This is a genomic window from Actinacidiphila sp. bgisy145 (assembly GCF_057708125.1).
Map to the genome: position 1 here is coordinate 37,150 of NZ_JBYIRL010000038.1, position 24,747 is coordinate 61,896.

The 24,747-nt window shown below is 73.1% G+C and carries 19 protein-coding genes; 5 read left to right on the forward strand and 14 right to left on the reverse strand.

The window, feature by feature from the left end; all coding sequences use genetic code 11:
* Positions 1–42: 42 nt before the first annotated feature.
* The 3 genes from AC3ERT_RS28700 to AC3ERT_RS28710 form a co-directional block, all read right to left on the reverse strand.
* A complete protein-coding gene (locus tag AC3ERT_RS28700) occupies positions 43–1,038 on the reverse strand; it encodes a L,D-transpeptidase (protein WP_335976528.1) in 996 nt (331 codons plus the stop codon).
* 478 nt (positions 1,039–1,516) lie between these two features.
* Positions 1,517–2,923, reverse strand: coding sequence for a Re/Si-specific NAD(P)(+) transhydrogenase subunit beta (gene pntB, locus AC3ERT_RS28705; protein WP_335976525.1), 1,407 nt, complete (start codon positions 2,921–2,923; stop codon positions 1,517–1,519).
* Between the two features lie 6 nt (positions 2,924–2,929).
* Positions 2,930–4,492, reverse strand: a complete 1,563-nt coding sequence (locus AC3ERT_RS28710; protein ID WP_435177681.1) for a Re/Si-specific NAD(P)(+) transhydrogenase subunit alpha — start codon at positions 4,490–4,492, stop codon at positions 2,930–2,932.
* Positions 4,493–4,791: 299 nt separating this feature from the next.
* Here AC3ERT_RS28710 and AC3ERT_RS28715 point away from each other — a divergent pair, with 299 nt between their 5' ends.
* On the forward strand, positions 4,792–5,238 hold the full coding sequence (locus AC3ERT_RS28715) for a cold-shock protein (protein WP_335976524.1): 447 nt from the start codon (positions 4,792–4,794) through the stop codon (positions 5,236–5,238).
* A 157-nt stretch (positions 5,239–5,395) separates the two neighbouring features.
* Here AC3ERT_RS28715 and AC3ERT_RS28720 read toward each other — a convergent pair whose 3' ends face one another.
* Together AC3ERT_RS28720 and AC3ERT_RS28725 are read right to left on the reverse strand one after the other, a co-directional pair.
* Positions 5,396–6,226, reverse strand: a complete 831-nt coding sequence (locus AC3ERT_RS28720; protein WP_335976522.1) for a M55 family metallopeptidase — start codon at positions 6,224–6,226, stop codon at positions 5,396–5,398.
* 10 nt (positions 6,227–6,236) lie between these two features.
* A complete protein-coding gene (locus AC3ERT_RS28725) occupies positions 6,237–7,184 on the reverse strand; it encodes a glycosylasparaginase (RefSeq protein ID WP_335976520.1) in 948 nt (315 codons plus the stop codon).
* 328 nt (positions 7,185–7,512) lie between these two features.
* Here AC3ERT_RS28725 and AC3ERT_RS28730 point away from each other — a divergent pair, with 328 nt between their 5' ends.
* Entirely contained in the window at positions 7,513–9,204 is a 1,692-nt protein-coding gene (locus tag AC3ERT_RS28730; RefSeq protein ID WP_435177650.1) for a glycoside hydrolase family 99 protein, read from the forward strand.
* Positions 9,205–9,243: 39 nt separating this feature from the next.
* On the opposite strand, the gene AC3ERT_RS28735 is transcribed toward AC3ERT_RS28730, so the two are convergent.
* The 6 genes from AC3ERT_RS28735 to AC3ERT_RS28760 form a co-directional block, all read right to left on the reverse strand.
* Positions 9,244–9,531, reverse strand: coding sequence for a DUF6126 family protein (locus AC3ERT_RS28735; protein WP_435135870.1), 288 nt, complete (start codon positions 9,529–9,531; stop codon positions 9,244–9,246).
* The gene (locus AC3ERT_RS28740; protein WP_435177652.1) at positions 9,528–10,172 is read right to left on the reverse strand and encodes a helix-turn-helix domain-containing protein; all 645 of its coding nucleotides are present in this window, start codon (positions 10,170–10,172) and stop codon (positions 9,528–9,530) included. Before AC3ERT_RS28740 ends, AC3ERT_RS28735 begins: the two co-directional genes overlap by 4 nt.
* A gap of 99 nt (positions 10,173–10,271) precedes the next feature.
* Positions 10,272–11,597, reverse strand: a complete 1,326-nt coding sequence (locus AC3ERT_RS28745) for a cation:proton antiporter (RefSeq protein WP_435177654.1) — start codon at positions 11,595–11,597, stop codon at positions 10,272–10,274.
* Positions 11,598–11,656: 59 nt separating this feature from the next.
* Positions 11,657–13,201 carry a cytochrome P450 gene (locus AC3ERT_RS28750; RefSeq protein WP_435177656.1) on the reverse strand — a complete coding sequence of 515 codons (1,545 nt, stop codon included), beginning with the start codon at positions 13,199–13,201 and terminating at the stop codon, positions 11,657–11,659.
* Entirely contained in the window at positions 13,198–14,304 is a 1,107-nt protein-coding gene (locus tag AC3ERT_RS28755; protein ID WP_435177659.1) for an alpha-hydroxy acid oxidase, read from the reverse strand. Before AC3ERT_RS28755 ends, AC3ERT_RS28750 begins: the two co-directional genes overlap by 4 nt.
* Complete coding sequence (locus tag AC3ERT_RS28760; protein WP_335976503.1) at positions 14,301–15,947, reverse strand: NAD(P)-binding domain-containing protein; 1,647 nt, start codon at positions 15,945–15,947, stop codon at positions 14,301–14,303. Before AC3ERT_RS28760 ends, AC3ERT_RS28755 begins: the two co-directional genes overlap by 4 nt.
* Positions 15,948–16,198: 251 nt before the next feature.
* Between AC3ERT_RS28760 and AC3ERT_RS28765 the strand changes: the two genes are divergently transcribed.
* A complete protein-coding gene (locus AC3ERT_RS28765) occupies positions 16,199–17,890 on the forward strand; it encodes a class I adenylate-forming enzyme family protein (RefSeq protein ID WP_435177661.1) in 1,692 nt (563 codons plus the stop codon).
* A 62-nt stretch (positions 17,891–17,952) separates the two neighbouring features.
* On the forward strand, positions 17,953–20,565 hold the full coding sequence (locus tag AC3ERT_RS28770) for a bifunctional FO biosynthesis protein CofGH (RefSeq protein ID WP_335976497.1): 2,613 nt from the start codon (positions 17,953–17,955) through the stop codon (positions 20,563–20,565).
* A gap of 49 nt (positions 20,566–20,614) precedes the next feature.
* On the opposite strand, the gene AC3ERT_RS28775 is transcribed toward AC3ERT_RS28770, so the two are convergent.
* Genes AC3ERT_RS28775 through AC3ERT_RS28785 form a run of 3 tightly spaced genes read right to left on the reverse strand, consistent with a single transcriptional unit; the run spans position 20,615 to position 24,164 of the window.
* Complete coding sequence (locus tag AC3ERT_RS28775; RefSeq protein ID WP_435135884.1) at positions 20,615–21,001, reverse strand: UBP-type zinc finger domain-containing protein; 387 nt, start codon at positions 20,999–21,001, stop codon at positions 20,615–20,617.
* Positions 20,998–22,485 (reverse strand): ATP-binding protein, encoded by a 1,488-nt coding sequence (locus AC3ERT_RS28780; protein WP_335976492.1) that lies wholly within the window; start codon positions 22,483–22,485, stop codon positions 20,998–21,000. Before AC3ERT_RS28780 ends, AC3ERT_RS28775 begins: the two co-directional genes overlap by 4 nt.
* The gene (locus AC3ERT_RS28785) at positions 22,482–24,164 is read right to left on the reverse strand and encodes an NAD(P)/FAD-dependent oxidoreductase (protein ID WP_435135886.1); all 1,683 of its coding nucleotides are present in this window, start codon (positions 24,162–24,164) and stop codon (positions 22,482–22,484) included. Before AC3ERT_RS28785 ends, AC3ERT_RS28780 begins: the two co-directional genes overlap by 4 nt.
* 140 nt (positions 24,165–24,304) lie before the next feature.
* Between AC3ERT_RS28785 and AC3ERT_RS28790 the strand changes: the two genes are divergently transcribed.
* A complete protein-coding gene (locus AC3ERT_RS28790) occupies positions 24,305–24,700 on the forward strand; it encodes a TOBE domain-containing protein (RefSeq protein ID WP_335976489.1) in 396 nt (131 codons plus the stop codon).
* Positions 24,701–24,747: the final 47 nt, after the last annotated feature.

Sequence of the window (24,747 nt, forward strand, 5' to 3'; positions counted from 1 at the left end):
CTGAAGTGCCGGTGAGCCCGCCCCTCCCAGAACCCGGCGGTGTCAGGCGGCCGGGTTGGTAGTGATCTGGCCGGAGCCGCTGTCCTTGAGCCAGGTCGACCAGCTCAGGTTGTAGTCCGCGTAGCCGTTGTCACCGGCGGCCTTGCCGCGCGGCGAGCCGGAGATCGTGATCGGGTCGCCCTGCTTGATGAAGTTGTAGAACCACTTCGCGTCCGCGAGGGAGAGGTGGACGCAGCCGTGCGAGCCGTAGCTGTGCCCCGGGTACGGGTCGCCGGTGGAGTAGTGCACGTAGGTGCCCGAGGTCGTCAGGTGCACGTCCCACGGCAGCGTCAGGTCGTAGTAGTCGGGGCTGGACTTGTTGCAGCTGATCCCGACGCTGCACGAGGTCATCCGGACCTCCTTCGCCTTGTCGATGACGGCCATCGTGCCGTCCCACGACGGGAAGGACGGGCTGCCCGCGTCGATCGGGAAGGTCTTCACCACGGTGCCGTTGTGCGTCACCTTCATGCTGTGGCCCTTGACGGAGACGCTCGCCTCGTCGTCGTCGCCGATGGTGAAGCTGTGGACGTAGGAGTGCGTGCCGTAGCGGCCGTTGCCGTTCGGGACGTTCTTCAGCTCCGCGTCCAGGGTGACCTTCGTGCCCGGCTTCCAGTAGGTCTCGGGCCGGAAGTCGACCCGGGTGCTGCTGAACCAGTGCCAGGCGCCGGTGGTCGGCACCGAGGTGGATATCTTCATCGCTTTCTCGACGCCGGCGCGCGCCGAGGTCGCCACCGGGTTGGAGAAGACCACCGATATCGGCATCGCCACGCCGACGGTGGTGCCCGTCTGCGGCGTGATCGTGTCCAGCAGCATCGCCGGACCGAGCGGCTTGGGCGTGGTCGGCTTCGGGCTGGCGGTCGTCGCCGAGGCCGATGAGCCCGCCTTGGCGTCGTCCTTCGGCGGTGTCGAAGCGGACGAATTCCCACCGCACGCGCTCGTGCCGGCGAGCACCGCGCCTGCCACGAGGGCGATCCCCATACTGGTCCTGACCCGACCCATGTACCTGTACTCCGCTCATATCACTGCACCGGCTGCGACTACAACGGTAAGACTCCTCGGCGATCACTGCGGTTCCGGCCCTCGGTAAAACGGATGCCAAGCTTTCGAACCGACCCCGGACAGTGACGAGATGACGGCCGCGCTCACCTACCGTGCCGGTGGCGGGGCGGTCGCGCCCCCATGGGCATGCTGGCCCCACCCCGAGACACCTGCTGCCGGTAGTGAGGTCAGCGGCCTGCGGACGGCACAGTCTGCGGTGGGCACCGCGAGCCGCGGTCCCTCTTTCGGAACAGCTGCGACGGGGAGTTCGGATCATGACGCATCTCACACGGCGGAACGTACTGCGGGGTTCGGGCGCGGCGGCACTCGGCGGCGAACGGGTCCCGACGCGCTCGGACTTGAGGACCCGCGCCCCCCTCGGGAGCCAAGGGGGGCGCGGCGCCGGGGGCCGGGGACGACCGCGGGAAGCGGCCGGCCGTCACAGGAACTTGAGGATGTCCTCCACCCGCTCCTTCGCGTCGCCGAAGAGCATCTGGCTGTTCTCCCGGAAGAACAGCGGGTTCTGCACCCCGGCGTACCCGGTGTTCATGGACCGCTTGAAGACCACCACGTTCTCCGCCTCCCACACCCGCAGCACCGGCATGCCCGCGATCGGGCTCGCCGGGTCCTCGGCCGCGGCCGGGTTCACCGTGTCGTTGGCGCCGATCACCAGCACCACGCCGGTCTGCGCGAGGTCGTCGTTGATCTCGTCCATCTCCAGGACGATGTCGTAGGGCACCTTCGCCTCGGCGAGCAGCACGTTCATGTGCCCCGGCAGCCGCCCGGCCACCGGGTGGATGCCGAAGCGCACCTCCACCCCGCGCTCGCGCAGCCGCCGGGTGAGGTCGGCGACCGGGTACTGCGCCTGCGCGACCGCCATGCCGTAGCCGGGGGTGATCACCACCGAGGAGGCGTCGCGCAGCAGTTCCGCGGTGTCCTCGGCGCTGATCTCGCGGTGCTCGCCGTACTCGCGGTCGTCCGAGGCCGGCGCCTCCATGCCGAAGCCGCCGGCGATCACCGACAGGAACGAGCGGTTCATCGCGGTGCACATGATGTAGGACAGGTACGCACCGGAGGAGCCGACCAGCGCGCCGGTCACGATCAGCAGGTTGTTGTCGAGCAGGAAGCCGGAGGCCGCGGCCGCCCAGCCTGAGTAGCTGTTGAGCATCGAGACCACCACCGGCATGTCGCCGCCGCCGATGGACGCGACCAGGTGCAGCCCGAGCGCCAGGGCGACCGCGGTCACCGCGATCAGCAGCCCGACGTCCGGCGACGCCACGAACGCGGCGGTCAGCCCGACGAACGCCACGAGCGCGCCCACGTTGAGGTAGTTGCGGCCCGGCAGCATCAGCGGGCTGGACCTGATCCGCGCCGACAGCTTCAGGAAGGCGACGATCGAACCGGTGAAGGTGACCGCGCCGATGAAGATCCCGATGAACACCTCGGCGTGGTGGATGCCGAGCAGGTCGTGCGCGATCTCGGTCTGCCGGCCGCCCTTGGCCTCCACTTCGAGGTAGCCGTTCCAGCCGACGAGGACCGCGGCCAGGCCGACGAAGCTGTGCAGGATCGCGATGAGTTCCGGCATCCCGGTCATCTCGACCCGGCGGGCCCGCCACAGGCCGATGCCCGCGCCGACCACCATGGCGGCGGCCAGCAGGCCGATCCCGGTGGCGGCGATGCTGCGCGAGGCCAGCCCGATGGTCGCGGCGAGCGCGATCGCCATCCCGGAGATGCCGAAGACCACCCCGGAGCGGGACGTCTCGTGCTTGGAGAGCCCGGCCAGGCTCAGGATGAACAGCAGTGCGGCGACGATGTAGGCCGCCTGCGCGGCGGTCGATGCAGTCATCGCGCATCAGTCCTTGGAGAACATGCCGAGCATGCGGCGGGTCACGGCGAAGCCGCCGAAGATGTTGATCGACGCCAGCAGGATCGCCACGAACGACAGCACGGTGACCGCGGTGTGGGCGTGGCCGATCTGGAGCAGCGCGCCGACCACGATGATCCCGGAGATCGCGTTGGTCACCGACATCAGCGGGGTGTGCAGCGCGTGGTGCACATGCCCGATCACGTAGTAGCCGATCACGATGGCCAGCACGAACACCGTGAGGTTGCCGATGAGCTGGGCCGGGGCGAAGCCGGCGAGCAGGAACAGCACGGCCGCGACCGCGCCGACCGCGGTGTAGCGGCGGCCCGCGGTGAGCGGCTGTTTGCCCCGTCCCGCGGGCGGGGCCGGCGGTGGCGCGGCGCCGGCCGCGGGCGCCGCCGAGACCTGCACCGGGGGCGGCGGCCAGGTCTTCTCGCCGTCGCGCACCACCGTCACCGAGCGCTGCACCACGTCGTCGAAGTCCACCACCAGCTGCCCGTCCTTGCCGGGGGTGAGCAGCTTCAGCAGGTTGACCAGGTTGGTGCCGTACAGCTGGGACGCCTGGGTCGGCAGCCGCCCGGCCAGGTCGGTGTAGCCCACGAGGGAGACCTGGTTGGCGGTGGTGACGACCTGTCCGGCGACCGTGCCGGCCACGTTGCCGCCCTGCGCGGCCGCCATGTCGACGATCACGCTGCCCGGCCGCATGCTCGCCACCATCTCCTCGGTGATCAGCAGTGGCGCCGGGCGGCCGGGGATGAGCGCGGTGGTGATGATGATGTCGACGTCCGCGGCCTGCTGGGCGTAGAGCGCGGCCGCGCGGGCGTTGTAGTCGTCCGACATCTCCTTCGCGTAGCCGGTGGCGCTGACCTCGGCCTCCACCGACTCCACCGACAGGTACTCGCCGCCCAGCGACCTGACCTGGTCGGCGACCTCCGGCCGCGGGTCGGTGGCGCGCACCACGGCGCCGAGGCTGCCCGCCGCGCCGATCGCGGCGAGCCCGGCCACCCCCGCCCCGGCCACCAGGACCTTCGCCGGCGGCACCTTGCCCGCCGCGGTGACCTGCCCGGTGAAGAACCGCCCGAACAGGTGGGCCGCCTCCACCACCGCCCGGTACCCGGCGATGTTCGCCATCGAGCTGAGCACGTCCAGCGACTGGGCCCGCGAGATACGCGGCACCGCGTCCATGGACAGCGCCGTCAACCGCCGCCCGGCGAGCGCGTCGACCAGCTCCGGGTGGGTGGCCGGGGCGAGCAGTGCCACCAGTACGGAGCCGTCGCGCAGCAGCCCGATCTCCTCCGCCGTGGGCGCGTTGACCGCCAGCACCACGTCGGCGCCCCACGCCCGGGCCCGGTCGACGACCGCCGCGCCCGCCTCCTCGTACGCCTCGTCCGACAGGCTCGAGCCGGCTCCCGCACCGGCCGCCACGACCACGTCGTAGCCGAGTCCGCGAAGTTGTCTCACCGTTGCCGGGGTGGCCGCGACCCGGGTCTCCCCGGGTAGTGACTCCGCCACGACCCCTACGACACCCACTGGTTGCGCAGACTGACTCATCATGGTCCCTTCTGGCCCGGACGGGTTCGCTTACGCAGCCTGCCATGCATTACCAGGAGGGCCTTGTTCATTCGCGATCAGCGACATCGACTTGGTTACACCGGGAGCACACATCGGCCAGGTCACGCCGTCGGCCGGCACGTCGCGCCGCCGGCCGCGCCGGGGCGTCAGCGCTGTCAGGGGAGTGTCAGCCGGCGGCGCGCGCCGTGGGCCCTGTATCGGACGGCGCGGTGCGGGCGTTAGGATGCCGGGCAGGTCATTCGGGCAAGGGGCCCGGGAGTGGTTGCTGGGGGTTTGGCATGGTTGCCGGTCGGGTTGTTCGGTTCGACGGTGCGCGCGGTTACGGGTTCATCGCACCGGAAACCGGTGGTGAGGACGTCTTCCTGCACGTCAACGACCTGCTGATCCCGGAGTCGTTCGTACGCTCCGGTGTCGCGGTCGAGTTCGAGGTCGAGGACGGCGACCGGGGGCTCAAGGCGTCCTCCGTCCGCCTCGCGCACAACGCGGACGGGGTGCCCGGCGGCATCACCAGCTCGCGCGGCTCCGCGGTTTCCTCGGCGCCCCGCTCGTCCGGCAGCGTGGACCTCGACGACCCGATGTGCGACGTGCTGAGCGAGTTCGAGTACACCCGCGAGGTCACCGAGCTGCTGCTGAAGTCCGCGCCGTGGATGACCGGCGAGCAGATCGTGCAGGTCCGCCAGCAGTTGGCGCGCTTCGGCAAGGGCCACGGCTGGATCGAGGACTGACCCCTCCCGGGAGGCGCCCCGCGACCGCGGCGGCGACCTCCCGGCAGTCTGCTTTCGGCGGGAACCGGCACGTCCGGTTCCCGCCGAAACGCGTATCCGGGGCCGGCTCCTTGCCCCCAGCGCTGCGGTGCCGCGCGCAAGGGTCCGGCCCCGGCGGTCACTCCGCGATGCCGCGGGTGAGCAGCACCACCGTGACGAAGGTGCGGTACAGGCGGACCGGGTCCTCGTCGGTGAGGGTCACGGTGAGCGGATCGGCCGGGTCCGGCTCGACCCCGGTGATCCAGGTCGCCATCTCCGCCAGGTCGGGGTTGCGCATCCGCACGGTGAGGGTCGCGGGCAGCTCGATCGCCGGGAGGGACGCCGCACCGAGCGTCTCCACCGCGCGGCGCGCGGCCGTGCGGATCACCTCGCGCGCGTCCTCGGGGTGCAGGCTGTCGGCCGCGAACCGCGACACCGACGACTTCACCACCGCGCCCACCGCGTCCGGGCAGAAGGGCCGCAGCTCCGCCGCGGTGGTGTCGTCGCCGGTGACCAGCACCACCGGCACCCCGTGGCCGAGCGCCACCAGGGCGTTGATGCCGCTCTCGCCCGCGACCACGCCGTTGAGCCGCACCTCGGCGATCGCCGCCGGGTTGTAGGTGTGCGACAAGGTGGCGGGCGCCCCGGTCATCGAGCCGTGGTAGGAGACGAAGAAGACCGCGTCGAAGCTGCTGTCCAGACCCTGCATCATGTACAGCGGCTTGTGCCGCCCGGACAGGTAGCGGGCCCGCCCGGCCAGCGCGTCCGGGCGCAGGTTCGCCATCGTGGAGTGCGAGTCGTTGACGAGGAAGGCGCTCGCCCCGCCCGCCGCCGCCCCCTCGATCGCGGCGTTGACCTCCTCCTGGAGCAGCGTGCGGTAGTACGCGTACTCCGGCTGGCCGTGCCGGCACTGCGACCAGTCGACGACCCCGGCGGTCCCCTCCATGTCGGAGGACAGGAAGATCTTCACAGCGCTCTCCTCACAGCACGATCCGCGGCCGGAACTCCGGCTCGGTGGACGCGTCGGTCATCAGGCCGTAGACGCTGCCCTGCTGGCCGGCGGCGCCGCCGTGCCGCCCGTCCGGGGTCATCGCCAGCGCCCGCAGCTCCGCGCGGAAGTCGTCCGGCAGCGAGGCGGCGTCGGCCAGCGCGGCCCGGCACGCCTCGGCCGGCTCCTGCCCGGCCGAGATCAGCTCCACGATGGTGCGGGCGGTGCCGCCGCGCATGCTCAGCTCGCCGCGGCCGGTGCAGGCCGCGCCCCCGGCCCGCAGGTCGCACCAGTTCCCGGCGCCGGGCAGCGCCGAGTCGCCCACCCGGCCCGGGTACTTGTACGGGTAGCCGGAGGTGGACACGCCCACGCACATCTCGCCGGTGGCGTCGAGCGCGATGATGTTGATGGTGCCCCACGGGCCGTCGTGCGGCGCGAGCCGGCGGATCAGCGCGAGGGCGCTCTCCCGGTAGCGGGCGTCGCCGTCGGTGGCGGCGGTGTTCTCGCCCTCCACCGACTCGCGGGAGTCGGCGACCTGCTTGCGCCACAGCTCGCGCGACTCGTCGGTGATCAGCTCCGCGGTGGTGAAGCCGCACTCCTCGGCGAACAGGGCGGCGCCCTCGCCGACCAGCAGGCTGTGCTGCGGCAGCTTCTCCAGGACCGCGCGGGCCACCGAGATCGGGTTCGGGTAGCCCTTCAGCGCGCCCACGGCGCCGAAGCGCCGGCCGGAGCCGATCATCAAGGAGGCGTCCAACTCCACCTCGCCGCGCGCGTTGGGCAGTCCGGCGGTGCCGACGTAGTGGTCCGCCGGATTGTCCTCGCAGCGCCGCATCGCCGCCTCCACGGCGTCCAGTGCCGAGCCGCCGCGGCGCAGCACCTCCATGCCCGTCGCCAGCCCCGCCTCGCTGCGTTCGCTGCCGATGATCGTCGCTTCCGCCACGTGTCCTCCCGATCCGTGTCCGCGGCTGTCCGCGGCTGTCCCCGCGGGCGCAGTGTCGCACCCCCTGACCTGCCCCGACCACCCGCCCCCGCCCCCGTACCTGCCCGCACCGGCCCGCCCGGCAGCCCGCCCGGGCGCCCGCCCCCGGCCCGCACAACGCTTCTTGCGTCGGTCGCGCCGAATATTTCGTGTCCTGCGCACTCTATTGCCGTTTCGTGTCTGCCTCGTTACGATCCCGGCACCAGCCGCCGGGCCGGGCCGGGTCGCTCCGCCACCGCGCAACACGCCCCGGGGCTCAAGGAGTTGACGACCGATCGGAGGAGTCCGGATGGGTGTCACACGGAGGGTCTTCCTACAGGCCGCGGTGGCCGCCGGCGCGACCGGCACCGCCGTCCTGGCACAGCCCGCGGCCGCCGGCGCGGCGACGGCGGCGAGCGGCCCCGGCGACGTGGTCGGCAAGGTGACGGTCGGCTACCAGGGCTGGTTCGCCTGCATCGGCGACGGCGCGCCCATCGACACCTGGTGGCACTGGAGCGCGAACGGGTCGGCGGCGCCCTCCCCGTCGAACACCGGCATCGTCGCGTGGCCGGACGTCCGCGACTACACCCACACCTACCCCACCGGCTACGCGGCGCTCGGCAACGGGCTGCCCGCCGCGCTCTTCTCCTCCTACGACCAGCAGACCGTGGACACCCACTTCAGCTGGCTGAAGGAGAACGGCATCGACGCCGCCGCACTCCAGCGCTTCAACCCCAACGGCAGCGAGGGACCGACCCGCGACGCCATGGCGGTGAAGGTGCGCGCCGCCGCCGAGCAGTACGGCCGGAAGTTCTACATCATGTACGACGTCTCGGACTGGACCGCCATGCAGGCGGAGATCAAGACCGACTGGACCGCCAAGATGCGGGCCCACACGGCGAGTCCGGCGTACGCGGTGCAGAACGGCAAGCCGGTGGTGTGCGTGTGGGGCTTCGGGTTCGCCGACGACCAGCGGCCCTTCAGCGCCGACGCGTGCCTGGACGTCGTCAACTGGTTCAAGAACCAGGGGTGCTACGTCATCGGCGGGGTGCCGACCTGGTGGCGCACCGGGGACCGCGACTCGCGGCCGGGCTTCTCGGACGTCTACCACGCCTTCGACATGCTCTCGCCCTGGATGGTCGGCCGGATCGGCAACGTCGCGGACGCCGACAACTTCTACAACGTCGCCACCGTGCCCGACCTCGCGGAGTGCGCGGCCCACGGCATCGACTACCAGCCCTGCGTGCTGCCCGGCGCGGTCACCCTGCGCCAGCGCGCCCACGGCGACTTCATGTGGAGGCAGTTCTACAACATGGTCCGGGCCGGGGTGCAGGGCGTCTACATCTCGATGTTCGACGAGTTCAACGAGGGCAACCAGATCGCCAAGACCGCCGAGAGCCAGCAGTGGGTGCCGGCGGACTCGGGGTTCCTCGCGCTCGACGAGGACGGCACGGCCTGCTCCGCGGACTACTACCTGCGGCTGACCGGCGACGGCGGCCGCATGCTCAAAGGGCAGCTCGCGCTCACCGCCACCCGCCCCACGCAACCGGTGCCGGACGGGGGCGGCACACCCCCGGCGGGCGGGAACCTCGCGCTGCACCGCGCCACCGCGGAGAGCAGCCACACCCAGGACTACGTCTGCGCCCACGCCACCGACGGCGACCCGGACTCCTACTGGGAGTCGGCCGACGGCGCCTTCCCGCAGTGGCTCCAGGTCGACCTCGGCGCGCCGGTCGCGGTGGGGCGGATCGTGCTGTCCCTGCCGCCCGCCGCCGCGTGGAGCGCCCGTACGCAGACGCTGTCGGTGCGGGGCAGCACCGACGGTACGGCGTTCACCCAGCTCGCCGGTGCCGCGGCGTATGCGTTCGACCCGGCCGCCGGCAACACCGCCACGCTCACGCTGCCGGCCGCGGCCACCACCCGCTACCTGCGGCTGGACTTCACCGCCAACACCGGCTGGCCGGCCGCGCAGGTGGGCGAGGTGGCGGTCTTCGCGAGCTGAGCCGGCCGCGGGGTCCTTTCCGAAGGGTCCCGCCGGGGATCAGCGCTTGCCGATCACCGCGAACATCAGCCACAGGAAGAACGCCATGAAGTGCGCCACCGCGACGTAGATCAGGACGCGCAGCACGACCGCGCGCTCCTTGTGCTTCTCGGTGCTGCTGGGCTCGGGCGTCACCACGAGGACGGGCACCGGTTCGGGTACGGGCGCTGCGGCCGGGGCGGGTGGCGCTGGCGGGGCCGGCGGCTGGTCCGGGCCCGGGCCGGACTGCTCGGGGCCGGGCTGTCCGGCTCCGGGCTGGACGCGCGGCTCGGCGGGGTTCGCGTTCATGAACGGCCTCCTCGGGGGGTGGCGGGCCCGTTCGGCACGACGCACAGCGCCGACGTCTCGCTCTGCATGAGGGTGTGGACGAAGAGCAGGTCGACGCCGGCCGGCCCGCCGGCCGCCAGCCGGTGCGGTACGAGCGAGTCGAAGTGCGCGGAGTCCCCGGCGCCGAGTGTGTGGTCGCGGTCGCCGAGGGAGAGTTCGAGCACCCCGGCGGTGACGTGCAGCCACTCCTCGCCGGGGTGCACCCGCACCAGGCCGCCCTGGGCGTGGGCGGGCACATGGACGCGCAGCGCCTGCATGGCCCGCCCGGTGCCGCCGGCCCGCCGGTAGGTCCAGCCCCCCGCGGGCACCGCGGCCATGGCGGCGCCGCGTACGATGGGGTCGGGCTCGGCGGCCGTCTCGCCCAGCAGGTCGGAGACGGTGGTGCCGTACAGGCGGGCGAGCCCGAGGAGCACCGGCAGCGACGGTTGCCGCAGGCCGGACTCCAGGCGGGACAGATGCGCTGCCGAGAGGCCGGCGCGGTGGGCCGCGGCCTCCAGGGTGAGACCGCCCGCGCGCCGGCGGTCACGCAGCCGCGGGGCCAGGGTCGGGGCGTCGGCACCGGCCGCGGGAGCGGCGTCGGGGGTGGCGGTCGCGGGGTCCATGCCTCCATGGAACAGCAGGATGTGCCTCACGGGCAAAAAACTTGCCCGTGAGGCAAAGGCGCTTCGGGCCGGGTCCGCGCGTCGGGCGGTCGGGGCAGGTCAGGCGGTGCCGCCCTCCGCCGCCCTCGCCACGCCGACCGGGGCACCGGCCTCCGCAACCGTACGGCCGCCCGCCTCACCGCCGGGCGGCGGCGCGTCGTACACCCCGCCGTCGCGCCGGTCCCACAGCCGCAGCAGCGGCGTGGCCATCACCGTGGTCACCACCGCGACGACCACCAGCACCGTGAACATCGAGGGCGACACGATGCCCTCGGACAGGCCCACGTTGATCGCGATGAGCTGCATCAGGCCGCGGGCGTTCATCAGGGTGCCGATCCGCAGCGCGACCGCGGGCGGCTGCCCGCCCAGCCGGGCGGCGGCCCAGCACGCCGTGAACTTGCCGACGACCGCCGCGGCGGTGCAGCCCACCGCGAACAGCAGCAGCTTGGGGTCGCTGAGCAGGCCGGTGTCGGTGTTGAGCCCCGAGTAGGTGAAGAACAGCGGCAGCAGTAGCGCCCGGCTCAGCGGCGCGGTCGCCTCGACGGTGCGGTCGATCCGCGGCGAGCGCGGGAAGGCGGCGCCGAGGCTGAACGCGCCGAACACCGCGTACAGGCCGACCCGGTCGGTGTACCAGGCGGCCAGGCAGAGCAGCAGCAGGACCGCGAGTAGGAGCTGCTCGTCGCCGATCCGCTCGGTGGCGGTCAGCAGCGGCTGCCGCAGCCGGATGAAAGCGGCCAGCAGGACGACCAGTCCGGCGGCGCCGACGGCGGCGAGCAGCACGGCGTGCGCGCTGCCGCGGGCGAGGCTGACCACGCCGGCGAGCATGATCCACGCGGCCACGTCGTCCATCGCGCCGGCCGCCAGCGAGATGGTGCCGAAGGACGTGCCGGACAGGCCGTTCTCGGTGATGATCCGCGCGAGCATCGGGAAGGCGGTGATCGCCAGGGTGACGCCGACGAACAGCACGGTGACGTGCAGCGGCACCCCGGGCGGCGAGGTGTCCACGGAGCCGTGCACCGCCCAGGTCAGCCCGGCGCCGAGCAGCAGCGGGGTCACGCTGCCCGCCGCGGAGATCAGCGCCGCCGACCGTGCGACCGGCTTGATCCGCTCCAGCCGGAAGTCGTAGCCGGACTGGAACATGAAGAGCACCAGGCCGAGTTGGCCGGTGACGTAGAGCATCGGGCGCAGGTCGGCGGGGAAGAGGTGGTGCTCCACGGAGGGCAGCACCAGCCCGAGGACCGACGGTCCGAGCAGCACGCCCGCGATCATCTCGGCGACGACCGGGGGTTGGCCGAGCGGCCGCAGCAGCAGCGCGACGAGCCGGCACAGCACCAGGATGACGACGACGGCCAGCAGGAAAGCGGTACCCAGTTCGGTGGTCGACATGGGGAACGGCCCTTCGGCGGGGACGGTGTGGGGGAGTGCGCGCCGCGGTGCGGGCGGGCTCAGCCGCGGCGGTGGTACGGGCAGCCCGGCGCAGCCCCGCCGGACGGCGGTTCGGCGGCGGACTGCGGCGGTGCGGTGGGCTGCGGATCGGCGGACTGCGGATCGGCGGACGGTGCTTCGCCGGGCGGCGGGGGCAGCGGGCGGCCCTGCGTGTCGTGCTCGGCGAACCAGTTCTCCGCCATCCGCAGCCGCCGCGCGTCCACCACCATCCAGGTGCCGAGCACGAACTGAAGGGTGCTGCGCCCCACGTCCTCCCAGCGGTCGCGGACCCGCAGCGCGGCCAGCGCCGCGTTCCTGCGGTGCCGGGGCAGCGCGCGGTCGCGGGGGACGAGCAGGCAGGGCGCCCGGTGCGGGATGGAGCGGGTGTGGGAGACCGACGAGTGCAGCGTGAAGCGGCGCAGCACCTCCCGGGTGGCGGCGCGCATCACCAGCGGTGCCAACCGCCATGCCGGGCAGGGCCGGTTGGCCGCGACCCCGAACGGGATGTGGTGCGCGTCCTTCACCGACAGCCGGTCCCAGCGGCCGGGGTCGAAGACGTCCGGGTCGGTGTAGCCGGTGGCGTGGTAGGCGGGGTAGTCGAAGCAGAGCACGGTGCCGGCCGGGTAGCCGGCGCCGTCCCCGAGGTCGATGTCGGCGCCGGTGATCCGGTGCGCGATGCCGAACAGCGGGTACAGCCGCAGCGTCTCGTTCATGACGTTGCCCAGGTCGCGGTCGTCGTCCGGGTGCGCGGCCAGGCGCTGCTGGACGTCCTGGTGCTGGGCGAGCACCAGCAGCAGGTGCGCCATCGCCTCCGACATCTGCACGACGGCGGTGTTGAAGAAGGCGCCCTGGAGGTAGTGCGCGCGGTCCAGCGGCGTGGCGAGTTCGGCGGGCAGGTCGTGCGGCAGGTCGCCCGCGGCCAGCCGGCGCAGCAGGTAGCGGGTCAGCCGGGTGCGGCGGCGCATGTGCCGAAGGCGGGTGTTCTTCAGGGAGTTGACGACGTCCTCGGCGTTGCCGACGATCAGGCGCCGCGCGTCGGGCGGGCACGGCTCGTGGAAGACCAGTTCGTGGAAGAAGTCGGCCCAGACCGGCATCATCAGGTCGCGCAGCCGCACCAGGTGGGCCCGGTGGCCCCGCGTTCCCGGCCGCGCGGGCGGCAGGTGGCCGTCCAGGACGCGTGCGGTGCAGCGGGCCGCGGCGGCGGACAGCTCGGCGCTGGACCCGGCGAGGATCGCGGTGGTGGTCCGGGCCACCGCGTCGTAGCGCGGCCCGGGTTCCAGGTGCTCCTGGTGCACCTCGGGCCCGGGGGACAGCCAGTACCAGAACAGGTCCGACAGCCCGGCGCCCTTGCTGCGCCCGTCGGCGGCGGGGTGCGCGTACAGCTCGGCGAACCGCTCGGGGCCGACCTGCTCGTTGGGGACGATGACGCCCTCGGGCCCGTTGACCTTCTCGAACACCTTGACGCGCAGGGCGACCAGGGACTTCGGCAGCCAGTACGGGCTGGACAGGGCGGCGGCGGTGGCCGCGGCGGCGACCGTCAGCCGCCGTACGATGCTCGGCCTCATCCCAGCCCCACCCCCGGCAGCCGCCCGCGGACGACCACCTGGCCGCGGTCCAGGTCGGTGCGGTCGCGGGCCCCGCACAGTGCCAGCACGTGCGCGGTCTGCCCGGCCAGCTCCGCCAGTACCCGGGCCACGCCGGCCTCGCCCTCGGCGGCCAGCCCCCACAGCACGGGGCGCCCGACGCCGACCGCGGTGGCGCCGAGCGCGAGCGCGGTCACCACGTCGGCGCCGGACCGTATCCCGCCGTCGAGCAGCACCGGGACGCGGCCCGCGACGGCGTCGACCACCGCGGGCAGCGCCTCGACGGTGGCGGGCGCGGCGTCGAGCTGCCGGCCGCCGTGGTTGGAGACGATCACCCCCGCGGCGCCCTCGTCGACCGCGATCCGGGCGTCGTCGGGGTGCAGGACTCCCTTGACCAGCACCGGCAGTTCGGTGCGGGTGCGCAGCCGGCGCAGGTCGCGCCAGGACAGCCCGGGGCTCATCGCGATGTCGAGGGTGCCGCCGGGCGGTGCCCCGGGCAGGCCGCGCATGTTCTCCGCGGCGTAGCCCGGCGGCAGGTCGTGGAAGCCGTTGCGGTCGTCGCGGCCGCGGCGGCCGAAGACGGGGGAGTCGGCGGTGACCACCAGCGCGGTGCAGCCGGCCTGTTCGGCCCGCCGCACCAGCGCGTCGGTGACCTCCGCCCGCGGTTGCAGGTAGAGCTGGAACCAGACCGCCGCGTCCTGCCGTACCTCCCGGGCGGCCGCCGCCACGTCGGCGACGGCGGTGGTGGCCGCCATGGAGGTGATCAGCACGGTGCCGGCGGCCGCGGCGGCGCGGGCGGTGGCCCGTTCGCCGTCGGGGTGCGCCAGGCGGTGGAAGGCGGTGGGGGCGACCAGGACCGGGGTGGCCGCGCGGGCGCCGGGCAGCTCGACCGCGGTGTCGGGGGGCCCGGCGCCGCGCAGCACCCGGGGCAGCAGGGCGAGGCGGCCGAAGGCGCGGACGTTCTCGGTGAGCGCTCGCTCCCGGCCGGCGCCGCCCTCGAAGAAGTCCCGGTGGACGGGGTCGAGTTGGACCAGCGCCTTGCGGTGCAGCTCCTCGAGGGCCTCCGGCGGCGGCTGCGCGGTCACGGCGTCTGCGCGGCGGCGGGCTCCTCGGCGGGCGCCGCGGGGAAGAGGTGGGTGGCCAGGAAGCGGACGAGGGGCGCGCGGTGCACGTCCTCGCTGTCCCACTCGTTCTCCAGGTTCTCGGTGAGGTGGTGCTCGGTGAGCAGCTTCCCGTCCTGCCACAGCCGGACCACCGGGTGCAGGTAGCGGCTGTCGAGCCCGCCGGTGTCCTGTTGCGAGAGGCGGTTGACGGTGACGTCGAACGGGTTCACCTTGTCGTGGTCGGCGCCGTACTCCAGGGTGACGGTCAGGTAGTGGTCGACCGGCCCGAACTCGCCCTCGCCCACGGCCCGGTGGAGGTGGTCGACGGGCACCTCGTCGTAGTAGCCGACCGCGTCGGGGCCGACGAGGACGGCGTCGCCGAGGAAGCCGAACATCTGCCAGAGCGCCGAGGTGCGGTTGATCCGGGTGACGACGGCGTCGGCGACGGCCTCGGCGTTCGCGGGCAGTTCGGTGTGCGGCCACTGCTCGTCGTGGTAGCGCCTGTTCAGCACCCGGCTGAGCGCCCGCACGCCGTAGCGGAAGCCGTGGATGAAGCCGCTGGTGGACTTCTTGAAGTCGCGGGCCTGGGTGATGGTTCCCACGAAATACACATCGGGTACATTTGTGGACTCCCACGCATCGGTCTGCGCGGGGAAGCGGTCCTTGATGGTCAGTTCCGGCCGGCACTCCTCGTCGAAGAGCGACGCGTCGAAGCGGAATCCGGTGGCCATGATCACGCGGTCGTAGGATATTTCCTTGACTACTTCGTTCACCCGGACGAACTTCACCGCGACATGGTATTTTCCGTCCGATTCCGACTTTTTGATGGAGGCGATCTCGCCGTCCAGCAGGGCGTTCTGCGACTTCAGCTGATAGGTGTCCAGGAAGTTGTTGTTGACTGCCCTGAGGTGGCCCACGAAGTGGGTCTGCCAGGCCAGCTTGAGCGATCCGGGGCCGAGGACGTGAATGACGGCGGCGCGCTCGATGAGATTGTCGGCGGTCTCGAACGCGGAATTCCCGCGGCCGACGATCAGCACCCGCTGGTCGGTGAAGTCGTCCGGGTCGACCGAGACGTCGCTGTACTGCTCGGCGAGTTCGGCACCGGGAATCGGCGGAATGTAGGGGCGGGTCACCCCGGTGGCCATGATCAGGCGCTTCACCCGCAGCAGCGAGCCGTCCGCGGTGTGGACGAGGAAGTCCCCGCGCGGGGCGGCGCCGTCCGCGGCGCTTCCGGCGGCCGCCTCACGACTGATCCGGGTGACGCGGGTGTGGTAGCGGATACGCAGTTCGTGGGTGCGGGCGAAGTCCGCGAGGTAGCCGACGAAGTCGTCCGCGGGCGGGAAGTAGCGCGAGGTGACCTCGGTGAAGAGCGGGCTGCTCTCCTCCGAGAGCAGCGAGTTCCAGTCCGTGCGCAGATTCAGTTCCGGGTCGTCCCAGCCGGTGTGCACCTTGTTGCTGGATATCAGGGTCCGGTGCCGCGGGAACTTCGTGAAAAAGGTGCCGGGCGCCGTGCCTGCCTCCACCACGAGATAATCGCGGCCGGCGCGTTCGAGGAAATATGCGGCCTGGATTCCGGCTGGCCCTGCGCCTACCACAAGGTAGTCGATCCGCTCTTCTCCGGACATTCTTCCTCCCGGTTGTCCCGACGGGTTCAACACCATAATTGATGTTTCAAGGATCGCTCCAGGGTTCCTGATGTGATCCATGTCACATGGCTTTGCGAGATTGGAAATGCTGTCGTGCGGATAATGTCGCCAACGACCAGGAGTGCGCACCCGCCGGCGCCTCCGCAATGCCCGTGCGCCGCCGAGGCGGTTTACCCGCTTGCCCGTGGCCGAAATGCCTGCCGGGCCGGCCGCGCGGATCGGAGGGGACGATGAACAATCCGGCCGAATCGCCGTTTCCGCAGGCCCTGATCGACGCGTTCGCCCACGACCCGGACACTCCGGCATTCGAGTTCCGGACCCGGCCGGTCGGCCGCGGCCGGGTGCTCGCCCTCGTCCGGGCCTGCGCCGAGCGCCTGGCCGCCGCCGGACTCGGCCCGGGCCGCGGGGTCGCCCTCACCACCGCCGTGACCCCCGCGGGCTTCGCCGCGCAGATCGCCGCCCACCTGCTCGGCTGCCGCGTCACCGGGCTGCGCCCGGGCCTGACGCCCGCTCAGCTCCACCATGTGCTCGCCCAGGACATCGACGCCGTCCTGGTCGACGACACCACCCGCACCGAACCGCTCGCCGACGCGGCCAAGGCGGCGGGCGCCGCCGTCCTGGACGTCGAACGCGACCTGCTCGACGGCCGCAGCGGCGACGGCGGCATCCACGACGACGGCACCCGCGACGACGGCACCCGCGACGACGGCGCCCGCGCCGCGACCCCCCGCGCCGCCCTCCACGACGACGGCACCCCCGCGCCCGGCGCACCGTACGACGGCGCGCCCGGCGCCGGACTGGTCGCCCGCGGCCGCCCCGACGACGTCGCCCTGATCACCCTCACCAGCGGCAGCACCGGCCACCCCAAGGGCTGCGCCCAGACCTACCGCGCCCTGGCCGGCCACTGGTCCTGGCAGCCGGCCGACCGCTGGAGCGACACCGCCCGCGAACTCGCCGCCGGATACCGCCGGTTCCTCGTCTTCGGCACCCTCACCAGCGCGGTCATGCTCGAACACCTCGCGCTGTGCCTGCTCAGCGGCGGCACCGCGATCATCCCCGAACCCCCGGTCTCCTTCCCGCACACCTGGCAGCGCCACCGCGTCACCGCCTGCCTGTGCACCGTCCCGCGGCTGTACCAGGTGCTGGAGACCCTGCGCACCGAGGACGTCGACACCAGCAGCATGCGCGTGCTGCTGGTGGCCGGCTCGCCGCTGCCCGCGCACCGCCTCGCCGAGGCCGCCGAACTCCTCGGCCCGGTCGTCCACCAGGGATACGGCCAGACCGAGGCCGGCATGCTCGCCCTGCTCACCCCCGGCGACCAGGCCCGCCACGGCGCCGCGGTGCAGGACTCCGTCGGCCGCCCGATGCCCGACGTGGCGATCTCGCTGCGCGACCCCGAAGGGCGCGAGGTGCCCGCCGGCGCCCCCGGCGAGGTCTGGGTCCGCTCGGCCGGCGCCATGTCCGGCTACTGGCGGGACCCGGAGCAGACCCGCGAGGTCGTCCAGGACGGCTGGATCAGGACCCGGGACCTCGCCACCCTCGCCGAGGACGGCTTCCTGCGCCTGCTCGGCCGGGCCCGCGAGGTCGTCTTCGTCAACGCGATCCTCTACTACACCGCCGCCATCGAGGCCGCGCTCGCCGACCACCCGGACGTCGACCAGGCCTACGTCGTGGCCGCGCCCGACGAGCGCACCGGGGAGGCCCCGCACGCCTTCGTCGTCCCGCGCGCGCCCGGCCGGCCGCCCGCCGCCGGCGAACTGCGTGCCGCCGTACGCGCCGCACTCGGCGCCGACGCCGTGCCCGCCACGGTCACGGTGCTCGACACCGTACCCGTCGCGCCCAGCGGCAAGCCCGACAAGAAGGCCCTGCTGGCGCGGGTGACGGCGGCCGCGGCCGCCGCGGCCGGCGATCAGCACGCGTAGCGACGCCGCCGGGGCACCGGGGGCGCCGGATGTACAACGGCCGGTGTGCTTATGCTCGAACAATGACGACGCGTGAACCTGAAGAGCCCGCCGCCGCGGGGACGGAGAGCCGGCCGACGGCGAACGCGATGCGCCGCGCGCTGCACCGCGCGGCGGAAGGGGTCGCCCTCGACGCCGCGGAGGCGGCCGTGCTGCTCCAGGCGCGCGGCGCCGACCTGGAACGGCTGTCGGACATCGCGGGCCGGGTCCGGGACGCCGGACTGGCCGCCGCCGGCCGCCCCGGCGTGATCACGTACTCGCGGAAGGTCTTCATCCCGCTGACCCGGCTGTGCCGCGACACCTGCCACTACTGCACCTTCGTCACGGTGCCCGGCAAGCTGCGGCGGGCCGGCGAGGGGATGTTCCTGTCCCCGGACGAGGTGCTGGACATCGCCCGGCGCGGCGCCGAACTGGGCTGCAAGGAAGCGCTGTTCACCCTCGGCGACCGCCCGGAGGACCGCTGGCCCGAGGCCCGCGAGTGGCTGGACGCGCACGGCTACGACGACACGCTCGCGTATGTGCGCGCCATGGCCGTCCGGGTGCTGGAGGAGACCGGGCTGCTGCCGCACCTCAACCCCGGTGTGCTGGGCTGGACCGACCTCGCGCGCCTCAAGCCCGTCGCACCGTCGATGGGCATGATGCTGGAGACCACCGCCACCCGGCTGTGGTCGGAGCCCGGCGGCCCGCATCACGGCTCGCCGGACAAGGAACCCGCGGTCCGGCTGCGGGTGCTTGAGGACGCCGGCCGCTCCAACGTGCCGTTCACCACCGGCATCCTGATCGGCATCGGGGAGACGTACACCGAGCGGGCCGAGGCGCTCTTCGCGATCCGCCGCACCGCCCGGCAGTACCACGGCATCCAGGAAGTCATCGTGCAGAACTTCCGCGCGAAGCCGGACACCGCGATGCGCGGCATGCCCGACGCGGAACTCGGCGAACTCGCCGCGGCCATCGCCGTGGCCCGGATCGTGCTCGGTCCCGCCGCCCGCATCCAGGCACCGCCCAACCTGGTCGACGGCGAGTACGGCAGGTTCGTCGCCGCCGGGATCGACGACTGGGGCGGCGTCTCACCGCTGACCCCCGACCACGTCAACCCCGAGCGCCCCTGGCCGCAGATCGACGAACTGGCCGCGCGCACCGCCGAGTCGGGCTACACCCTCAAGGAGCGGCTGACGATCTACCCGGAGTACATCCGCCGCGGCGAGCCCTGGCTCGACCCGCGTCTGCTGCCCCACGTCACCGCGCTCGCCGACCCCGCGACGGGCCTGGCCCGCGAGGACGTCCGGCCGCAGGGCCTGCCCTGGCAGGAGCCCGACGACGCCTTCCCCGCCGCCGGCGGGCGCACCGACCTGCACCGCACCATCGACACCCACGGCCGCAGCGCCGACCGGCGCGACGACTTCGACGACGTGTACGGCGACTGGGCGAGCCTGCGCGAACAGGCCGCGCCCGGGCTGGTGCCCGACCGGGTGGAGGCCGACGTCCGGCAGGCGCTGTCGGTGGCCGCCGACGACCCGACGCGGCTGACCGACGCCCAGGCCCTGGCCCTGCTGCACGCCGACGGCCCGGCGCTGGACGCGCTGTGCCGGATCGCCGACGACGTGCGCCGCGACACCGTCGGCGACGACGTGACGTACATCGTGACGCGGAACATCAACTTCACCAACGTCTGCTACACCGGCTGCCGCTTCTGCGCGTTCGCCCAGCGCCGCACCGACGCCGACGCGTACACCCTCTCCCTGGACCAGGTCGCCGACCGGGCCGAACAGGCGTGGCAGGTGGGCGCGGTGGAGGTGTGCATGCAGGGCGGCATCCACCCCGACCTGCCCGGCTCGGCCTACTTCGACATCGCGCGCGCGGTCAAGGCGCGGGTGCCGGGCATGCACGTGCACGCCTTCTCCCCGATGGAGGTGGTCAACGGCGCGACCCGCACCGGCATGTCGATCCGGGACTGGCTGACGGCCGCGAAGGAGGCCGGGCTCGACACCATCCCCGGCACAGCGGCCGAGATCCTGGACGACGAGGTCCGCTGGGTGCTCACCAAGGGCAAGCTGCCCGCCGCGACCTGGGTCGAGGTGGTCAGCACCGCGCACGAACTGGGCATCCGCTCCTCGTCCACGATGATGTACGGCCACGTGGACCAGCCCCACCACTGGCTCGGCCACCTGCGGCTGCTCGCCGAGATCCAGCAACGCACCGGCGGGTTCACGGAGTTCGTGACGCTGCCGTTCATCCACACCAACGCGCCGGTCTACCTCGCCGGGATCTCCCGGCCGGGCCCGACCCTGCGCGACAACCGCGCGGTCACCGCGATGGCGCGGCTGCTGCTGCACCCGCACATCCCCAACATCCAGACCAGCTGGGTGAAGCTGGGCGCCGAGGGCGCCGCGGAGATGCTGCGCTCGGGCGCCAACGACCTCGGCGGCACCCTGATGGAGGAGACCATCTCCCGGATGGCGGGCTCGCGTTACGGGTCCTACCGCTCGGTGCGCGACCTTGTCGCGATCGCCGACGCGGCCGGCCGCCCCTCCCGCCCGCGCACCACCCTGTACGGGCAGGTGCCGCAGGAGCGGATCGACGCGGCGCTCGCCTCCGACGGGCACCTGCCGGAGCTGCTGCCGGTGCTGGGCGACTGAACGGCGGTGCGGGCGGCGGCGTCGCACCGCCGCCCGCACCGGGTGCGCGCTACTGGTTGAGCCGGTCGCGCCAGTCCGGCGGCACCCGGTCCGACGGCCCCGGCACGCCCTGGTCGGCCGGGTGGCTCTGCGGCGCCGCCAGCTGCGGGCCCTGCTCGACGTACTGCTCCCTGGCGTAGTCCCAGAACCAGTCCTCGCCCGGCTCGAAGCTGCGCACCACGTCGTGGCCGGTGGCGGCCGCGTGCGCGCTGGCGTGCTGGCCCGGCGAGGAGTCGCAGCAGCCGATCCGGCCGCAGGCCGCGCACCGGCGCAGGTGGAACCACCACCCGCCGTCCGCGTCGCAGCTCGCGCAGCCGGTGCCGCTGGGCGGCACCGCGGGGTCGATCGCGGGGGCCCCGGAGTCGCCGGGTGCGCCCATGTCGTCCGACGGGGTCATACGGTCTCCTCCTCAGTGTCCTGGCCGGCCTCCGGCGTGTTCAGCGGCAGGTACACCCGGAAGCGGGTGTCGCCCGGCTCGGACTCGACCTTCAGGTCGCCGTGGTGCTTGTTGACCACGATCCGCCAGGAGATGTCGAGGCCGAGGCCGGTGCCCTGGCCGACCGGCTTGGTGGTGAAGAACGGCTCGAAGATCCGCTGCCGGATCTCCGCCGGCACACCGGGACCGGTGTCGCGGAACTCCACCACCAGCCTGCCGTGCTCCGCCGAGGTCCGCACGGTGAGCGTGCCGGCGCCGTCCATCGCGGCCACCGCGTTGTCCACCAGGTTGGTCCACACCTGGTTCAGCTCGCCCGGGTAGCCGGGGACGCGCGGCAGGGTGTGGTCGAACTCCCTGACCACTTGCACCCCCGCGCCGATCTTCCCGGCGAGCATCTGGAGGGTGCTGTCGAGCAGATCGTGGACGTCGACCACCTGGTAGGGCGCGCGGTCCAGTTGGGAGTACTGCCGGGCGGCGCCCACCAGGCCGGAGATCCGGGAGGTGGAGTCCTCGATCTCGTTCATCAGCAGCTCGGTCTCGACGGTGTAGTTGAGCCACCGCACCGCGCTCTCCAGCACCTTGCCGTCGACGGCCGCGGCGACCTGGTCGAGCCACTCCTCGTCCAGCCCCGCCTGCACGAACGCCGGTGCCAGGTCCCAGCCGCCGGCGATGCCGTGCGCGTCCATCCAGTCCGCGATCGCGTCCTCGCGGTCGGAGGCGTCCATCGGGCTGAGCTGCTCGGCCTTCGCGACCCGCTCGGCGGCCCGCTCCTGGACGCTGACCAGGGTGTCCAGGTCGGCCTGCCGGTAGGGGCCGCCGGCCAGGATCTTCAGCTTGTGCCGCATCCCGGCGACCCGCTCGCGCAGCGCGGAGGTGGCCCGCAGCGCGGCGGCGGCCGGGTTGTTCAGCTCGTGGGTCAGCCCCGCCGACAGCGACCCCAGCGCGAGCAGCCGCTCCCGCTGGCTGACCACCTGCTGGAAGGACTTGTTGCCGAAGAACAGCCCCTCCAGCAGGTGCACCGCCATCGGGAACCACTCGGTGACGATGTGCGCGAAGTCGTCGGCGGCCAGCACGAAGAACCGCGAAGGCGCCGTCACCCGCATCGAGTTGGTGTACCGCTGCGGCACCCGGTCGCCGAGGTACGCCTGGAAGGCGCCGGTGTACACGCCCCGCTGGGAGGTCCTGGCCACCTCCACGTCGTCGTCGCCGACCTTCCGGGAGGTCACCAGCGCGCCGTCCAGCAGCACGTAGAAGCAGGTGGCCGGCTCGCCCTCGGCGAAGACCGGGCCGGGCTCGAGGGTCTCCACCCGGCCGATCCGGCACAGCTTGGCCAGCTGCTCCGGGGTGAGCTTCTCGAACAGGAAGAGCGTGCGCAGCTCGTCCGGGTCGCACGGGTCGAGCGGGCGCTGCCGCGCCTGCTGCGTCTGCTGCGGTTCGTCGGTCACAGCCCCTCCAGGTAGCGGTGCACCAGCATCACGGCCATCGCGCCCTCGCCGACCGCGGACGCCACCCGCTTCGCCGACTCCGCGCGCACGTCGCCGGCCGCGAAGACCCCCGGCACGCTGGTCTCCAGGTGGTACGGCAGCCGGTCCGGCTGCCAGCCGGCCGGCCGCTGCCCGTCACCGGCCGGCAGGTCCGGCCCGGTCAGCACGAACCCGTGCCGGTCGCGGCGCACGGTGCCGTCCAGCCAGTCGGTGCGCGGCGCGGCGCCGATGAACACGAACATCCGCTGGGCGTCGACGAGCTCGTCCGAGCCGGTGGCGGCGTCGCGCAGGGTCAGGCCCGCCAGGTGGTCCTCGCCGTGTACCGCGGTGACCGACGTGCCGGTGCGCACCTCGATGGTGGGCACGGCCGCGATCTGCTGGATCAGGTAGTGCGACATGGACGCCTCCAGCGACGCCCCGCGCACCAGCAGCGTCACCGACTTGGCGTGCCGGGCCAGGTGGACGGCGGCCTGGCCCGCGGAGTTGGCGCCGCCGACGATGTACACGTCCTGGCCGTCGCAGCCGGCCGCCTCGGTCAGCGCCGAGCCGTAGTACACGCCCCGGCCGGTGAGTTCGGCCAGCCCCGGCACCTCCAGCCGGCGGTAGGCGACACCGGTGGCCAGCAGCACGCTCTGCGCGGTGACCGCGGAGCCGTCGGCGAACCGCACGGTGCGGGCCGAACCGTTGACCTCCAGCGCGGTGACCTCGCAGGCGGTGAGCAGCTCCGCGCCGAACCGGGTGGCCTGGCGGCGGGCCCGGTCGGTGAGCTGCGCGCCGGAGACGCCGTCGGGGAAGCCGAGGTAGTTCTCGATCCGGGCGCTCTGCCCGGCCTGGCCGCCGGTCGCGGTGCGCTCCACCAGGACCGTGCGCAGCCCCTCGGAGGCGCCGTAGACCGCGGCGCCGAGCCCGGCCGGGCCGCCGCCGATCACCACCAGGTCGTAGAACTCCTCGGCCGGTGCGGTGGACAGGCCGACCCGCACCGCCAGGTCCTGGTCGGACGGCTCCAGCAGCACCTCGCCGCCCGGCGCGATCACCACCGGCAGCCGCAGCCCGTCGTGCCCGGCGGCCTCCAGCAGCCGCCGGCCCTCGGCCTGGTCGGACTGGTACCAGCGGTAGGGCACCTGGTTGCGGGCCAGGAACTCCCGCACCCCCGAGGAGCGCGCCGACCAGCGGTGTCCGATCACCTTCGTCTCGGGCACCGGGCGGTGGTCGGAGCACAGCCAGCTGTCCAGCAGCTCGTCGACCACCGGGTAGAGCTTCTCCTCCGGCGGGTCCCACGGCTTGAGCAGGTAGTGGTCGAGGTCGACGACGTTGATCGCGTCGATGGCGGCACCGGTGTCCGCGTAGGCGGTGAGCAGCACCCGGCGCGCGCCGGGGTACACGTCCATCGCCTGCTCCAGGAACTCGATGCCGGTCATGTTCGGCATCCGGTAGTCGGCCAGGACCACCGCGACCAGGTCCCCGCGCAGCTTCATCTCCCGCAGCGCGTCCAGTCCGTCCTGGCCGGATTCCGCCCGCACCACCCGGTACCGCTCGCCGTAGCGGCGGCGCAGGTCGCGGGCGATCGCCCGGGAGACCCCGGGGTCGTCGTCAACGGTGAGGAGCGCGGCGCGGCGCGTGCCGGCGTCCGGCTCGGTCATCGGCATCCCGTCCCGTGCTGTCGTCCATGTGTTCGGCAGTCCATGCAGTTCAGCGTAGTGGCACCGCGGTCCGGGCGCGCGGGAGAAAACCGCGGGTGCGCGCCGCGCCGCCGCCGGGCGGGCCGCCGTACGCTGGCGCCATGCAGTCCTACACGATCGGCCAGGCGGCGCGGCTGCTGGGCGTCAGCCCGGACACCGCGCGGCGCTGGGCCGACGCCGGCCGGGTCGCCACCCACCGTGACGAGGCCGGGCGCCGGCTCATCGACGGGCGGGATCTGGCCGCGTTCTCCGTCGAGCTGGCCCAGAGTCCCGACGCGGAGTCGGACACCTCGCACACGTCGGTGCGCAACGCGTTCCCGGGCATCGTGACGGCCGTCAAGCTCGGTGACGTGGCCGCCCAGGTGGAGATCCAGGCGGGGCCGCACCGGCTGGTGTCCCTGGTCACGCGGGAGGCGGTGGAGGAACTGGGGCTGGAGGTCGGGGCGGAGGCCGTGGCCCGGGTGAAGTCGACAAACGTCCATATCGACCGGCCGTAGTCGTAGGGGCCGGGTCGGGGCGTGCCGTGCCGGGTCGGCCCGCGCCG

Coding starts and splice junctions, on each gene's coding strand:
- AC3ERT_RS28790 (WP_335976489.1), top strand. CDS start 24,305: ATGCAGTCCTACACGATCGGCCAGGCGGCGCGGCTGCTGGGCGTCAGC.
- pntB (WP_335976525.1), bottom strand. CDS start 2,923: ATGACTGCATCGACCGCCGCGCAGGCGGCCTACATCGTCGCCGCACTG.
- AC3ERT_RS28765 (WP_435177661.1), top strand. CDS start 16,199: ATGAACAATCCGGCCGAATCGCCGTTTCCGCAGGCCCTGATCGACGCG.
- AC3ERT_RS28730 (WP_435177650.1), top strand. CDS start 7,513: ATGGGTGTCACACGGAGGGTCTTCCTACAGGCCGCGGTGGCCGCCGGC.
- AC3ERT_RS28770 (WP_335976497.1), top strand. CDS start 17,953: ATGACGACGCGTGAACCTGAAGAGCCCGCCGCCGCGGGGACGGAGAGC.
- AC3ERT_RS28735 (WP_435135870.1), bottom strand. CDS start 9,531: ATGAACGCGAACCCCGCCGAGCCGCGCGTCCAGCCCGGAGCCGGACAG.
- AC3ERT_RS28700 (WP_335976528.1), bottom strand. CDS start 1,038: ATGGGTCGGGTCAGGACCAGTATGGGGATCGCCCTCGTGGCAGGCGCG.
- AC3ERT_RS28775 (WP_435135884.1), bottom strand. CDS start 21,001: ATGACCCCGTCGGACGACATGGGCGCACCCGGCGACTCCGGGGCCCCC.
- AC3ERT_RS28715 (WP_335976524.1), top strand. CDS start 4,792: ATGGTTGCCGGTCGGGTTGTTCGGTTCGACGGTGCGCGCGGTTACGGG.
- AC3ERT_RS28710 (WP_435177681.1), bottom strand. CDS start 4,492: ATGAGTCAGTCTGCGCAACCAGTGGGTGTCGTAGGGGTCGTGGCGGAG.
- AC3ERT_RS28760 (WP_335976503.1), bottom strand. CDS start 15,947: ATGTCCGGAGAAGAGCGGATCGACTACCTTGTGGTAGGCGCAGGGCCA.
- AC3ERT_RS28750 (WP_435177656.1), bottom strand. CDS start 13,201: ATGAGGCCGAGCATCGTACGGCGGCTGACGGTCGCCGCCGCGGCCACC.
- AC3ERT_RS28785 (WP_435135886.1), bottom strand. CDS start 24,164: ATGACCGAGCCGGACGCCGGCACGCGCCGCGCCGCGCTCCTCACCGTT.
- AC3ERT_RS28745 (WP_435177654.1), bottom strand. CDS start 11,597: ATGTCGACCACCGAACTGGGTACCGCTTTCCTGCTGGCCGTCGTCGTC.
- AC3ERT_RS28740 (WP_435177652.1), bottom strand. CDS start 10,172: ATGGACCCCGCGACCGCCACCCCCGACGCCGCTCCCGCGGCCGGTGCC.